10 protein-coding genes are annotated in these 14,731 nt (G+C 48.7%); all 10 read left to right on the top strand.

The window, feature by feature from the left end; genetic code table 11:
* The 10 genes from B5Z18_RS08200 to B5Z18_RS08155 all read left to right on the top strand — a co-directional run bounded on the left by B5Z18_RS08200 (position 1) and on the right by B5Z18_RS08155 (position 14,663).
* Positions 1–3,198 carry a SusC/RagA family TonB-linked outer membrane protein gene (locus tag B5Z18_RS08200; RefSeq protein ID WP_079468886.1) on the top strand — a complete coding sequence of 1,066 codons (3,198 nt, stop codon included), beginning with the start codon at positions 1–3 and terminating at the stop codon, positions 3,196–3,198.
* An 18-nt stretch (positions 3,199–3,216) separates the two neighbouring features.
* Entirely contained in the window at positions 3,217–4,923 is a 1,707-nt protein-coding gene (locus tag B5Z18_RS08195) for a RagB/SusD family nutrient uptake outer membrane protein (protein WP_079468885.1), read from the top strand.
* A gap of 35 nt (positions 4,924–4,958) precedes the next feature.
* Positions 4,959–6,626 (top strand): DUF5018 domain-containing protein, encoded by a 1,668-nt coding sequence (locus tag B5Z18_RS08190; RefSeq protein ID WP_159454234.1) that lies wholly within the window; start codon positions 4,959–4,961, stop codon positions 6,624–6,626.
* Positions 6,627–6,700: 74 nt separating this feature from the next.
* Positions 6,701–8,101 carry an alpha amylase family protein gene (locus tag B5Z18_RS08185; RefSeq protein WP_079468883.1) on the top strand — a complete coding sequence of 467 codons (1,401 nt, stop codon included), beginning with the start codon at positions 6,701–6,703 and terminating at the stop codon, positions 8,099–8,101.
* A gap of 22 nt (positions 8,102–8,123) precedes the next feature.
* Complete coding sequence (locus B5Z18_RS08180; protein ID WP_079468882.1) at positions 8,124–9,515, top strand: DUF5009 domain-containing protein; 1,392 nt, start codon at positions 8,124–8,126, stop codon at positions 9,513–9,515.
* Positions 9,516–9,572: 57 nt separating this feature from the next.
* Positions 9,573–11,435 carry a sodium:solute symporter family protein gene (locus B5Z18_RS08175; RefSeq protein ID WP_079468881.1) on the top strand — a complete coding sequence of 621 codons (1,863 nt, stop codon included), beginning with the start codon at positions 9,573–9,575 and terminating at the stop codon, positions 11,433–11,435.
* Entirely contained in the window at positions 11,432–12,109 is a 678-nt protein-coding gene (locus B5Z18_RS08170) for a GDSL-type esterase/lipase family protein (protein ID WP_079468880.1), read from the top strand. The genes B5Z18_RS08175 and B5Z18_RS08170 overlap by 4 nt, the downstream gene beginning before the upstream one ends.
* A 1-nt stretch (position 12,110) precedes the next feature.
* On the top strand, positions 12,111–12,803 hold the full coding sequence (locus tag B5Z18_RS08165) for a GDSL-type esterase/lipase family protein (protein ID WP_079468879.1): 693 nt from the start codon (positions 12,111–12,113) through the stop codon (positions 12,801–12,803).
* Positions 12,804–12,820: 17 nt separating this feature from the next.
* Positions 12,821–13,690, top strand: coding sequence for an alpha/beta hydrolase (locus B5Z18_RS08160; RefSeq protein ID WP_159454233.1), 870 nt, complete (start codon positions 12,821–12,823; stop codon positions 13,688–13,690).
* A gap of 28 nt (positions 13,691–13,718) precedes the next feature.
* Complete coding sequence (locus B5Z18_RS08155; RefSeq protein WP_079468877.1) at positions 13,719–14,663, top strand: DUF4434 domain-containing protein; 945 nt, start codon at positions 13,719–13,721, stop codon at positions 14,661–14,663.
* The last annotated feature ends 68 nt before the right edge of the window (positions 14,664–14,731 follow it).

Below are 14,731 nucleotides of genomic sequence, written 5' to 3'. Positions count from 1 at the left end.
ATGAAACAATTCAGGCATTATTTATTATCCAGCCGTTATGTATGGCTGCTCCTATGCTTCCTCGCGTGCCAGCTGTCGTCGTTTGGCCAAACCAGAACGGTTTCGGGGATCATCACTTCTGCCGACGGGCTTCCTGTACCGGGAGCCACGGTTCTTGTTAAAGGAACCAGCCAGGGCGCTTCTACTGATACGGATGGAAAGTTTACGCTGCCGCTTACATCAGACAAGGCCACACTGGTAATTTCCATGATGGGATACACGCCGCTTACGCTCAGCGTAAAGCCGGGCGACCAGGTAAAGGCAACGCTGGAGCGGAGTTTAAAAGATCTTGATGAAGTAATGGTAGTGGCCTATGGCACGCAGAAAAAAGGAAGCGTGATTGGTTCGGTAGCGCAGATCAGCGGTGAAGAACTGAAGAAAGCGCCCGCCATGAACATCACTAATATGCTGGCAGGCCGGCTGCCGGGCATTTCAGCGCTGCAGCAATCGGGCCGCCCCGGAGCAGATGACGCTGCGCTGCGTATCCGCGGCGTAAGCACCTATGGCGCCAACCAGGGACCGCTGATCATTATTGATAACGTACAGCGTCCTTCGTTCTCCAACCTCGACCCGGATGAAATTGAAAGCATCACCGTATTGAAAGATGCCGTTTCCACTGCCGTATATGGTTTACAGGCGGCCAACGGTATCATCCTCATTACTACCAAGCATGGTAAAAACCAGAAGCCAACCGTTACCTATGATGGCTCCGTTACCTTCAACTCCAATACCCGCGTTCCAAAATTCCTGAATGGCCCGGATTATATGTCGTGGTATAATAAAGGAACCGATATGGACAACGACTACCTCGCGCATACCGGCGGCGATCCTGTGCCTTACGTATATACGAAGGAACAGATTGAGGCGCTGAAGAACGGCACCAACACCAACCCGCTGTTTGGTAATACCGACTGGATGGGTGAACTGATGGGAAAAACGAGTATGTCGCAGCACCACAACATCAGCGTGCGCGGTGGTACTGAAAAGATAAAATATTTTGTATCCGGTGGGATGCTCGACCAGGAAGGTATTGTAGAGAATACCAATTTCAAACGCTATAACGTGCGTTCCAACCTGGATGCAGCATTGAACGATTATATATCCGTAGGCGTGGACCTGGGCATGCGGCAGCAACTCACTGCCACACCTGGTATTTCGCCGGATAACGAGGCTTACATGAACCCGTTTTACCAGGCGGTGCGCATGTTGCCTAACCTGCCTATGTATGCACCCAACGGGTTGCCTACTGCTTACAACAGCGGCGCCGGCTGGGTAAATCCCTTAGCTGCCGTGCAGAACTCCGGTTACCAGAACGGGCAAACCAATGTGTTCCAGGGCAACCTGACCTTTAAGGTGAAAGTGCCGGGCGTAAAAGGACTGGAGCTGAAATTGCTGACAGCCTATGATAAAAGCAGCACGGAAAATAAAGGATGGTTAACGCCGTATACCGTGATGGGCCGCTATCGCGATCAGGTGAGCGGTGATTACACGACCATCAGTTCTTTGCCGGGCATCACCAAAACATCGTTACGACAGTCATACACCCAATATAACCGTAAAACATTCCAGCCAAGCGCCTCTTATACCAACCAGTTTGGCGATCATGCCATCAGCGCATTATTGTTGTACGAATGGTCGCAGCAAAAGTCCAGCCTGTTTTCCACAGGAGCCAGCAATTTTGCGTTAAGTGACCTGAAGGAGATCGATTATGGCAGCAAGGCTACCGAAGATTTTATTTCTCCCACAGGCTCCAGTGATATCGACGATTCCAGGGCAGGCGCCGTAGCGCGTATCAATTACAGCTACAAAGACAAATACCTGCTGGAATTGGCCAGTCGTTACGATGCTTCCGTGAATTTTATGCGCAACAACCGCTGGGAAATATTTCCTGCTGTGGGCGCAGGTTGGGTGATCAGCAAGGAATCTTTCTTTGATAACCTGAGCAAAACGATCAGCTACCTGAAACTGAAAGGATCTGTAGGCCGCGTGGGTAATGATGTGGCGCAGCGGTTTGCGTACCTGCAAACATTCGCGCTGACCACAAACCCGGTGGTGGTGATTGGCGGCAAACCTACGGCTGCCTTATATACCAGCGCACCGCCTAATGTGAACCTCCGCTGGGAAACCTCCACACAAACCAACATAGGGTTTGAGTCCGTTTTCCTGAATGGCTTGCTGGGCTTTGATTTTGAATGGTTCTATAAAATCACCAACGATATCCTCGATAGTCCTGGCAGCCTGTATCCTTTATCTCTGGGCGGTTACGCGCCTGCTGTGCTGAACTATGGTATTGTGGATAACAAGGGTTTTGATTTGCAGATAAGACACCGCAACACCATCGGTAAATTGCAGTACGGTGTTACCGGTAATATGAACTGGGCTAAAAACAGGATCCTGCGTTTGAATGAAAGCACCGGTTTGCCTGCATGGCAAAGCCGCGTGGGCCGCAGCATCGGTGATAAAATGGGTTTTGTGGTGGATGGTATGTACCAAACCTGGGAAGAAGCAGCGAATGGATCTTCACCAAGCGGCGGCGTTATTGTACCGGGCTTTTTCAAATATCGTGATCTGAACGGCGATGGCCGTATTACCCGCGCCGACGATATGACTTTTGTAGGACGCAGCAATATGCCGCAGCTAACCTATGGTTTGAACATAGATCTGAAATACGGCGCCTTCGATTTCTCTGCGCTATTCCAGGGCGCTGCACTGACCAGCATCAGCCTGGCCGGTACTTATGAAGGTTCCAGCGGAACCAGTGGCGTAGATGATAACACACCCTTTACCAAAACTTTTTACAACTACGGTAACGCGCCTTATTACCTGGTAGAAGATTCATGGACACCGGACAACCCGGATGCAAAGTATCCCCGTTTAAGCGCTTACAAAGCTTCTTTATCATCGCATAACGCCCATGCCAATTCCGGTTGGGTAAGGGATGCATCTTACCTGCGTTTGAAATCCGCACAGCTGGGATATAATCTTCCAAAGAGATGGCTGAACAGGGCTAAAGTGCAGCAGGTACGGTTGTATATCTCCGGCTTTAACCTGATCACCTGGGATAAACTGAAATACCTGGATCCTGAGATGCCAAACGTGAACAATGGTTTTTATCCGCAACAGCGCATGTATTCAGGCGGTGCATCTATTACTTTCTAAACCACAACACAGATCATTATGAACAAGGTAACTACCACCATACAACAGGCTTTACTGGCAATGGGTATCATCATAGCTGCGCATGGCTGTAAAGTGGATATAGACCCGACGGACCGCTACACGGAAACAGCGATATGGAGCAATTCCGCTAACATGGAGCTTTATATCAACGGCATGTACAGCGAGTTTAAAACATTCCAGTTCGGTGTTTTCCCTATTGGTTATGATAACGCTACCGATGCGTTAAGCGATATAGAAAAATATACTTCTACCGTTGCCGGTAATGGAACAGTGAACATATTGGCAACTGATGCGTCCAGGGTAAATTCGGCAGGCCCGCAACTGAACTACTGGCAAACGGGTTACTCGCGTATCCGCCGCCTGAACGAGTTCCTGGACGGTCTTGCGAAATATGCCAAAGTAGATGAGGCTACCAAAAAACAGTATGAAGCAGAAGCGCGTTTTATCAGGGGCTATGTATATTTCTGGCTGGTAAAACTGCATGGCAGCGTGATCCTGATGGACAACATCGGGCAGTATCTGACCAAAGAACATCAGCGTGCTTCGGAAGAAGACTGCTGGAAATTTATTGCAGCAGATTTTGCATATGCCGCTGAAAATCTCCCAGAGCAACAAGATGCCAATCGCACCGGCAGGGCCACCAAAGGCGCGGCCTATGGCATGCTGGCGCGCACCTGGTTATATGCCGCTTCCATTGCGGAATATGATAAGAAACAATTTAACCAGGATGCACTCACCGGCGTGAATGCCGCCAATGCACCCGCGTATTACAGGAATGCTGCAGATGCCGCCAAAGCGGTGATAGATCTCGCGGCAAAAGGGTACTACGACCTGGAGTCTGATTATGCTTCCATCTTTACCAATAAAAATACAAAGGAAGCCATCTTCAAACTGGACTATGTATCGCCACAGGTAACCCACAGTTTGGATCTGGGATTTGCGCCTCCCGGTGATGCGCCCGGTCAGTGCCTGGTGTACGGTGTGCCCACCGCTGAACTGGTGAATGAATATGAAATGAACGACGGCACAAAATTTTCCTGGAGCAATGCTGCTATGGCTGCTAATCCTTACAGCAACAGGGAGTCCAGGTTTTATGCGTCCATACTTTATAACGGCGCTTCCTGGAAAGGGCGTACGCTTAACACCACGCCTGGCAATGTTACCGAAGGCTTTGCAGAATATGCAGTAACCGGCGAGCCCCGCAAAACGGTAACGGGCTATTATATCCGTAAAATGCTGAATCCCGCTGTGAACGATTTTGTGGCGAACAAAAGCACACAGAGCTGGATAGAAATGCGCTATGCAGAAATACTGCTCATTGCTGCGGAAGCCAGGGCTAAACTAAATGATATTGCAGGCGCGCAGCTGGCGCTGAATACGCTGCGGAACAAACGCGGACTGCCCAATACGCCCGCTTCTACTGCTGCTGCGCTGATGACAGCCATAGAACACGAACGCAAGGTAGAACTGTCTTTTGAAGGACACCGTTACTGGGACCTCCGCCGCTGGCGTAAAGCGCATATTGTGCTGAACAATGTACGCTTTACCGGTCACCGGATAACGCCTACCGACGACGGCTTCAAATATGAAGTGGTGAACTGTGATAACATGAACAGGCAGTTCACGCCGGCCTTGTATTATATCCCTATCCCGGTGTCGGAACTGCAGAACAATGCAGCGCTTACCCAGATAAAAGGATGGTAGATCAAGATTCCCTGACAACAACCAAAATGAATCACATGAAACCAAACATATTTTTTATTGTCATCGCAGCTGCCGCCGCCCTGTTTTCCTGTCGCAAGCCCGATGCGGTAGTCCGCAAGCAACAGAGTGCATTGAGCGATATTTATCTCACTACAGATGGAAAGGGAAGCGAGCGCTTATTTGACGCGCGTTACAGCGCCAATAATGACACCATTTATTTTGATGTTCCCTGGTATTACCCGGCAACATCCGATAATGAGGTGGACCTTAAAAAGCTGATTGTGCGGGCTACCATTCCTACGGATGCTACAGTAACGCCGGCGATAGGGGCTGTAACGGACCTGAGCAAACCCTTAAACATCACAGTAACAGCCGGTAATGGCGCTAAATCTTCCTATGTAATAGTAGCAAAAAAAGTAGGGGATTATTCTATCACCAGCGCAAAAATCAGCGTTACAGCAGAAGGTGCGGCGCAGGAGATTGAAGGAGTGATACAGGAGAAAGAAGTGATCTTTTATGTGCTGCCTGGTGTGGATATATCCGGAGCAGTTTTCAATTATGAGATCAACAAACATTCTACGGCATCGGTGGCAGAAGGCGCCACTATCAGCCTTGCGCAGGAACAGCCTTTTACGGTAACCGGTGTTGACGGTGTATCCAAAACCTATACGCTGCGCGCCCGCGAGCCGCAGAAACTGGCTTACGGCGCAGGGATCAACCGGAAGCTGTGGATAAAAACCGGCGCGGAATTATCTTTCACGGCCAATATGGAAACTTCTATTACCGTGAGCGGCGATTACCTCGTAGTGGTACGCAGAACCAATCCTTCCAAATACAGTGTGTACAACCGGTTTACGGGCGCTTATGTAAAAGAGATGTATTATCCTTTTACGGGGCTGTCGTTCCAGATCGCCAGTGATACCACGGGTAATTTGCTCGCTGCTTCCTGGGCACCGAAAAACAGCAAATTCATATTGTACAAATACAGCAGCGTAGCGGATGCCGCTCCTGTAAAACTGGTAGACTGGACCAACAGCAATCCTACCGGCATCACCGGCGACGGTGGCGTAGGCAGGAGGGTGAATGTTTTCGGCGATCTCAACAAAGATGCAGTGATCATGGCTACCGGTGGGCAATCTACCATCATCTACAAATGGCGTATTGCGGGTGGCGTTTTGCAGAGCAATGATCCTGAAATCATCAATTATAAATCCATCGCCGGCGGCGCCTCCAGCTTATGGGGATATTACGCCGAAGCGCAACCTGTTTCTGCAGCGGCCAACAGCGATTATTTCCTGAACTACCAATTTGAAGTGGCACTGGTAAACGGCGCTACCAATGAGAGATCCGCAGCGCTTACCCTGGGTGATCCGGTGGTGTTTACGATGCCTACCGCTTACGGCACATTTAACAATGCCAATTACCTGGCCATTGTGAAGTACCTGAATTCTTATGATCTGAACCAGGTACAGATGTCGCTTTATGATGTTACCAGTCCTTCGAAAATAAGCCTGCCGCCTACGGATGCTGCTTACCCGCAGTTCAACATATTTAACTCAGACCTGTTTACCGGTACTGCCAATGGCAACGGTACCGCTGATATCTGTATCGGTTACAGCGATCACAAACAGCGGATGCAGGTATATATGATGCTGACCAACGGCGGTATCATGGCGCACGAATTCACTACTTATGCACCTTAAGAAACACAGCATACTGCCGGTTGCAACACCGGCAGTATGCCTGCTGAATACCTGTAACCATTAATCAATTTACCATGAAGCACCGCGTATATTTTATCGGGTTATCCGTTTGCCTCCTGCTGGCAGCGGCATGTAAGAAGTCGGGTAAAGCTGATCCAACGCCGGTTTTGCCGGTGGACACCAGCGGAACATTTGTGCCCGGCAGGAATGTGATTGTGTGGGTAGATGCGCGTTCCAACGTTTTCGGAACCTACGGAAGATTAAACGATACCGCGCAGATAAAAACAGTGCTGGACACACTGAAACAAACAGGCGTCACCGGTCTGGTGATTGATGTAAAAGGAAGCACCGGCTACACCATGTATCCCAGCGCATACGCCAAACAGGTAACATCGATGGATGGTAAATCACTGCCGGCCAATGTGGACTATGTAGGATTCATGATCAGCGAAGCGAGGAAAAGATCATTCAAGGTATATGCTTCCATCATCACTTTTGTAGAAGGAGATGGGGGCAGAAGCATTGGCACTGTGTTCGATGATCCTGCGTTTAAAAGCCGGAACGAATCCATTGTATGCGATGTGAACGGCAACCGCGTGCCGGTTACATCTACCGGTCGCAATGCCTTTGTAAACCCGGCCCGGCCGGAGGTGCAGACCAGGGCCTTGAATATCATCAAAGAGATTGTGCAGAAATATGATATCGATGGGCTGATTCTCGATTATGCCCGTTATACAGATATTGACGCTGATTTCTCCGACTTCAGCAAAGAACAGTTTATTGCTTTCCTGAAAGAGAAATACAACGATAACGATGCCGCGAAGATGAACTTTCCCGGCGATATTGTTACTTCATGGAAAAACACAAGTGGCCAGGTGTTGCCTGCTACCACCGGTAAATACTACAAGAAATGGCTGCTGTACCGGGCCACCGTGATCCACGATTTTTTTAAACAGGCCAGGGCAGCAGTGAAGAGCGTAAAATCGTCCGTGAATTTCGGCGTGTATGTAGGCGCGTGGTATGTTACCTATTACCAGGTGGGCGTGAACTGGGCCAGCGAAGAGTATGATCCTTTCAACGATCAGGCCATCCGGTTCGACTGGGCCTACCCGGAATACTATAAAACGGGATACGCAGAGCAGCTGGATATCATGATGACGGGAAATTATTTTACACAGATCCTGTTATCTGAAAACGCTGCTACCGCCAATCTTACTTATCACTGGTGGAGCGTGGAAGGCTCTATCCGTGGTACCCGCTACGTTACTAAAAACAAGGTGCCTTTATACGGTGGTATTGATATGGGGAATGTAGACTGGGCCAGCAAAGCAGAGATCACCAGGAGTATTAAATACATCACAGCCAATACTACCGGCGGCATCATGTTGTTTGACCTGGTACATATTTATGCACCGCAATACAACCGCCTGAAACAGCCTTTGTGGGACGCCGTGAAAGCGGGCCTGCAAAAATAAAAGTATTAAACAACGGAAACACATGCAGCATCGTGATAATAGCCTCGACGCATTGAGAGGGCTGGCCATACTGGCTATGGTACTCAGCAGCAGTATTGCTTTTGGCATACTGCCGGCGTGGATGTACCATGCCCAGGAGCCGCCGCCTGCACATATTTTTATGCCGGACTTGCCGGGTATTACCTGGGTGGACCTGGTATTTCCATTTTTTCTGTTCACGATGGGAGCCGCTATACCACTGGCTTTGAGCCGGAAGGTAAAAGAAGGCGCGAACTTCGGTGACGTGTTGTCCGTTGCCTGCCGGAGATATCTCTTACTGGTTTTCTTTGCACTGTTTACCATGCATGCCCGGAGCATTGTGCCGGCCGGTAATCCTTCGCCTTTTATGTACCTGTTACAACCGGCTGCGTTTATCCTGTTGTGTTTTCAATTGTATAAACCGGCCCGGCAAACGAAATTATGGACCGCCGTAAAGCTGTTGTCGTTTGCGCTGGCAGGTGTTCTGTTGTACCTGCTGCCTTTTAAAGATGGCAAAGGTTTTTCTTTATACCGCTTCGATATTATCATGATGGTGCTGGCTAATATGGCTTTTGCGGGTACGCTGGCCTGGTGGTGCACCAGGAATAATCCCTGGCTGCGGATAGGGCTACTCCCTTTTGTGATGGCGGTGCTGCTGGGCGCGGGTGTACCGGGTTCTATTAATGAAGCTGTTTTTCAATGGTCGCCTTTCCCCTGGATGTATAAATTCTATTATTTAAAATACCTGTTCATCATTATTCCCGGTACATTGGCGGGCGAGTGGTTATTGCAGGACAATGCTGTCCGCCCGCCTGCGGAGAATGCGGCGGCTTCCCGTACAGGTATGTTGGCTGTTTTATCGTTTGCGGTGATTGTTACCAACGTGGTATGTTTGTTTGGCCGGCATCTGCTGGTTAATCTTGTTATTACTACCATACTCTGTTTGCTGTTATATTATTTTTCCGGGAGATTTTTACATGCTGCAAAGCCGCTGCTGCTAAGGTTCTTCAAGGCGGGCGTATATCTTTTGCTACTGGGTCTCTTTTTTGAGGCGTATGAAGGCGGTATAAAAAAAGATCCTTCCACTTTCAGTTATTATCTTGTAACCGGGGGACTTGCCTTTTTTATGTTAATGACTTTTTATTACTGGCAGTTGAGCGGCGCCGGCGCCGGTATCTTGCGTTATTTAAGCATGAACGGCCGGAACCCTATGGTGGCTTATGTAGCGGGCAACCTGTTGCTGCTGCCGTTGTTGCGGTTAAGCGGGGGGATGAGCCTCTATACCGCTATGCAGCAAAATATAGCAGGCGGTTTTTTTAGCGGCGTATTGTTTACGGGAATAGTGTCCCTGATTACCGTGTTTTTTACAAAACGCGGATGGCTGTGGAAAACATAGTCATAACTGCTGTTAACATGTAAACTATTTTATCAATCATACCGACATCACAATATTATGAATCTTGCGACCATCGACATTTTAATTATCTTATTATACCTGGTCATTATCATCGGCCTGGGGTTCTGGATCTCCAAAAAAGCCTCCGGTAACATACAGTCCTATTTCCTGGGGAATAACAATATCAAATGGTACTGGCTGGGCTTCAGCAACAGCAGTGGTATGTTTGATGTAAGCGGTACCGCTTTTTATGTAGCGCTGTTATTTATCTACGGGTTTAAGGCTGCCTGGCTGCCGTGGCTGTGGCCCATCTGGAACCAGATATTTGTGATGGTATTCCTCGCTATCTGGATCAGGCGGAGTAATGCCATGACCGGGGCCGACTGGATCATCAAACGATTTGGCGATGACAGGGGAGGACGGTTGGCGCATATGATCGTAGTGATATTTGCAGTGGTAAGTGTGATCGGTTTTATCGGGTATGTATTTGTGGGCATCGGGAAATTTGCTGCCAACATGCTGCCCTGGGATCTTTCCAATGGGATGTTTACCAATCAGCAAACCTATGCGCTGATCATTGTGGCGCTGACTACCCTCTACACCGTGAAAGGCGGTATGTACAGCGTGGTGGCTACTGAAGTATTGCAATATGGCATCCTGGTGGTGAGTTGTATACTGGTGGTAATATTTGCCGTGAAAGGTGTGAACTATGATCAGCTGCATCAGCAACTGCCGCAGGGCTGGGCCTCTTTCTGGCCGGAATGGAAACTGAACCTCAGCTGGGATCACACCTTTCCGCAGGCCAACCGTAAAATAGCCGAGGATGGTTTTACCTGGTTTGGCGCATTGATGCTGATGATGATCGGTAAAGGTATTTTTGCCAGCCTGGCCGGACCGGTACCGGGCTTTGATATGCAGCGTATCCTCAGCGCCCGCCGGCCCTGGGAAGCGGCGAAGCTGTCGGGGTTCACTAACCTGGTATTATATATCCCGCTGTTTATGATGGTGAGCGCTTTAACGCTGATTGCCTTCAACGTATTTATGCCTTCTTTACAATCGCAGGCGAAGCCTGATTTTGAAACGATCCTGAGCCAGGTGGTAAGCAATTACCTGCCCGCGGGCATCCGGGGCGTTGTGCTGGCCGGTTTGCTGGCCTCGTTTATGAGCGCATTCTCCGCTTTTGTGAACGCGGCGCCTGCCTACCTGGTGAACGATTTCTATAAAAAATATTTCAGACCCGACGCGCCGCCCAGGCATTACGTTAAATGTAGTTATCTCGTTTCTATCGGCATTATTGCTACGGGTTGTTTTTTCGGCCTCTTTGCAGATTCCCTTAGTTCCCTTACCATCTGGCTTTCCTCTGCTTTATACGGCGGGTATGCTGCTGCCAACGTATTAAAATGGATCTGGTGGCGCTTCAATGGTTACGGTTATTTTGCCGGTATGCTGGCCGGACTGTTATCGGCCACATTTGTACCTAAACTGATGGAGTGGCTGAGCAATCATTATTTCAGCGGCTACAATGAAGTGTTTGGTAGTGGCATCGGTACACTGATCTCTTTCTTTATCATCCTGGTGTTGTCGATGTCGGCCAGCGTGATCGGATGCCTGCTTACGCCGCCAACGGAAAAGAACGTTCTGAAAATATTTTACGCCAACACCCGTCCGTGGGGATACTGGAACACTGTATTGCAATGGGTAAAGCAGGATGATCCTGCGTTTGAGCCTAACCGCCAGTTTAAATGGGATATGCTGAATGTGCTGGTAGGCATCTGCTGGCAGATGAGTATGGTGATTATGCCGGTATTTTTTGTATTCGGCTATTTCAGAAATGGCTTCCTGGCTGCAACTGTATGGATACTTTGCATGATTGTTTTAAAATTCACCTGGTACGACCGTCTTAAAATTACTGCCGCATGAAAAAGATGATGTATTTTTTAATGTGCCTGTTAACATCCGCGAGTGTGGCAATGGCCCAGGAGTCGCTGGATAGCAGCTATGCCAACAACTATTACAAAGAACGTGTAAAATTTTTTAATCAGCTGCCTGTACCCGCCAGGGGCGTGGTGTTCCTGGGCAACAGTATAACGGAAGTGGGTCCCTGGAGCGAAGTGCTGCCGGGTATGACCGTCAGTAACCGCGGTATCAGCGGCGATAATTCCTTTGGGGTATATGCCCGTCTGGATCAGGTGCTGGCTTTGCATCCGCGAAAAATATTCCTGCTCATAGGCGTTAATGATATAAAAAGAGGAACACCGCTGAATTATATAGTGGCCAATTATGAGCGGATAGCAGCTAAGGTAAAGGCCATGGCGCCGCATACTACCTTGTACCTGCAAAGCGTATTGCCGGTAACGGAACCGGTGTTGGCGGATATTTACGTGAAGATCCGCAACGAGAAAATAAAATTGCTGAACGAAGGGTTACAACAGATCGCCGCTAAATACCACTGTACTTATATTGACCTTCATAACGATGTTTTTGCAGGTGAAGATGGACAACTGAAACGGGAGCTGACAACAGATGGTCTGCATCTCCAGCCACAGGCCTATATTTTATGGGTGGAATACCTGAAACGTAAAAAATATTTATAGCATGAAAGCAGTAGCGTATTTTTTTAAACGTATTGGCTGTGCAGCTTTACTATGCGTGGGCTTCGTTTCTGCAGCGGTTGCGCAGAAAATCGACAGCAGCTACAACAACACCTATTACCAGGGAAGAATGGAGCTGTTTAACACGTTGCCGCTGCAAAAGAAAGCCATCGTTTTCCTGGGTAACAGCATCACGGAACGGGGCGCCTGGGGCGAGCTGCTGCCCGGCGTAAAAGTAATGAACCGCGGCATCGGCGGCGATAATACTTTTGGCGTACTCGCCCGGCTGGATGGTATTGTGAAAGCCGAGCCGCGCAGGCTGTTCCTGTTGATCGGCATCAACGATCTGAGCAGGGGATTGCCGCGGGAAGTGATCCTGGAAAATTACGATCATATCGTGGCTTATATCCGTACCCATTCTCCCAAAACAAAAATTTATATTCAAAGCGTATTACCTTTATACGAACCATTTACAACAGCTGCATATCTTAAAAATAAAAAAGACAGCATCCTGCAGTTGAACGTGGGCATCCGGAAAATTGCAGAGAAGTATGGCCTGCCTTACATCAACCTGCATGAAATATTTGCCGACGCCAATGGAGACCTGGTAAAAGAGCTGACGGCTGATGGCATCCACCTGAAGCCCGCTGCTTATGTAATATGGGTGGACTTCCTCAAAAAACGGAAGTACCTGTAGCAAGGAAAAATATCGTTATGAATAATAAAAAACTATACGTGCCGGCATTATGGCTATTGTTATGTATCCCGGCATTTTTGTATGGCAGTGCGCCATCCAGGGAAATTTATGCGGTGAAAGGCGCGGATACCTTATGGTTTGATCATTACCGTCCGCAAACAGCGGCCAATGGCATTTCTGTGCTGTTTGTACACGGTGGCGGTTTTACCGGCGGAGATCCGGTAAACCAGGCGCCGTTTGCCGAAGGCCTTGCCCGCATGGGATATAATGTATTTGTGATCAAATACCGTTTATACCTGAAAGGTAAAAGCTTTGGTTGTGAAACCGTGGTGCCGGAAAAACTGAAAGCCATCAGGCTGGCTGTAGAAGATACCCGTGATGCTACCAACTATTTACGCGGACACGCCGCTGCATTAAACGTAGATACGTTGAAGTTATTCCTGGCTGGTAGCAGCGCCGGTGCAGAGGCCGTGTTGAACCTGGTGTTCAATCCTTTTGTAAGCCGGAAAGACAGTAGCCATAAACCATTCCGTTACGCCGGCCTGATGGCCTTTTCCGGCGCTGTGCTGGATATGAACCCGGTATATGTGCAGCGGCCGTTTCCTGTATTGCTAATGCACGGCACCAATGACCAGCTGGTGCCCTACGCCACTGCAGCGCATCATTTTTGCAACGCTACCGATGCCGGATGGATCATGATGTCGGGCGGCTATACACTTTTTACAGAAATGCAGAAGAAACGATGGCCGGTAACCCTTTACACGTATGAAGGTAAAGGACACGAGGTAGCCAGCTTTATGTTCAGAAAGTTTAAGGAGATGGATAATTTTATGCAGAACGCTGTGCAGGGAAAAAAGCAGGCGCCGGTGCATTTTGTTGAAAAATAAATAACGGATTATAAATTTATAGGGAGATATGAAGATAACCGGAACATTCCTGGATGAGATCAGCCACGACATCCCCCATCAGAACTGGGGAGCCAAAGAATGGCGCAGGGATTTTGAGCACATGAAAGCAATCGGGATAGATACCGTGATCCTCATCCGCAGTGGGTACAGGCGTTTTATTACTTATCCGTCGGCCTATCTCATAAAAGAGCAGCAGTGTTACCATCCGCCGGTAGACCTGGTAGAGCTGTTCCTGCAACTGGCAGATGAGCTGGATATGCAATTTTATTTTGGGTTGTACGACAGTGGCAAATACTGGGATTCCGGGGATATGCAGCATGAAATCGACAGCAACCGTTTTGTAATAGATGAGGTATGGAAAAATTATGGTCATCATAAAAGTTTCAGAGGATGGTACCTGAGCATGGAGATCAGCCGTAAAACCAGGGGCGCTACCACGGCTTTCCGTACATTGGGATTGCAATGCAAAGCCGTGAGCAATGGCCTGCCAACACTGATTTCCCCGTGGATCGATGGGAAGAAAGCAGTGATGGCGGCATCGGCTGTGATTACAAAAGAAGATGCCGTTTCTCTCAAAGCGCATGAGCAGGAATGGAGCGAAATATTTGCCGGTATACAAGGCGCGGTGGATGCCGTTGCGTTCCAGGATGGGCATATCGACTACCACGAACTGGATGATTTTTTTGCAGTCAATAAAAAAATGGCGGACCACTTTGGGCTGCAATGCTGGACTAATGCAGAAAGTTTTGACAGGGACATGCCGATTAAATTTTTGCCTATCAAGTTTGAAAAGCTGCGTTTAAAGCTGGAAGCTGCCAGGAGAGCAGGTTATGATAAGGCCATTACTTTTGAGTTCTCTCATTTTATGAGCCCGCAGTCGGCTTACCTGCAGGCAGGACATTTGTATAACCGCTATAAGGAATACCTGGAAGAAATAAAGGGCGCGGAGTAATGTCATTCGGTTATTTCTTCTTCTTAAGAAAAACATAAGAATCTTTTCCCGGCAGCCCGTGCAGTCCG

This window comes from Chitinophaga ginsengisegetis (assembly GCF_900168065.1).
Taxonomy (GTDB): domain Bacteria; phylum Bacteroidota; class Bacteroidia; order Chitinophagales; family Chitinophagaceae; genus Chitinophaga; species Chitinophaga ginsengisegetis.
This window is presented reverse-complemented; position numbering and strand designations above follow the sequence as displayed.

Bases quoted from the DNA above. Each gene is read 5' to 3' on its own strand.
- B5Z18_RS08165 (WP_079468879.1), top strand. From the start codon at position 12,111: ATGAAAGCAGTAGCGTATTTTTTTAAACGTATTGGCTGTGCAGCTTTA.
- B5Z18_RS08190 (WP_159454234.1), top strand. From the start codon at position 4,959: ATGAAACCAAACATATTTTTTATTGTCATCGCAGCTGCCGCCGCCCTG.
- B5Z18_RS08180 (WP_079468882.1), top strand. From the start codon at position 8,124: ATGCAGCATCGTGATAATAGCCTCGACGCATTGAGAGGGCTGGCCATA.
- B5Z18_RS08185 (WP_079468883.1), top strand. From the start codon at position 6,701: ATGAAGCACCGCGTATATTTTATCGGGTTATCCGTTTGCCTCCTGCTG.
- B5Z18_RS08155 (WP_079468877.1), top strand. From the start codon at position 13,719: ATGAAGATAACCGGAACATTCCTGGATGAGATCAGCCACGACATCCCC.
- B5Z18_RS08170 (WP_079468880.1), top strand. From the start codon at position 11,432: ATGAAAAAGATGATGTATTTTTTAATGTGCCTGTTAACATCCGCGAGT.
- B5Z18_RS08200 (WP_079468886.1), top strand. From the start codon at position 1: ATGAAACAATTCAGGCATTATTTATTATCCAGCCGTTATGTATGGCTG.
- B5Z18_RS08175 (WP_079468881.1), top strand. From the start codon at position 9,573: ATGAATCTTGCGACCATCGACATTTTAATTATCTTATTATACCTGGTC.
- B5Z18_RS08160 (WP_159454233.1), top strand. From the start codon at position 12,821: ATGAATAATAAAAAACTATACGTGCCGGCATTATGGCTATTGTTATGT.
- B5Z18_RS08195 (WP_079468885.1), top strand. From the start codon at position 3,217: ATGAACAAGGTAACTACCACCATACAACAGGCTTTACTGGCAATGGGT.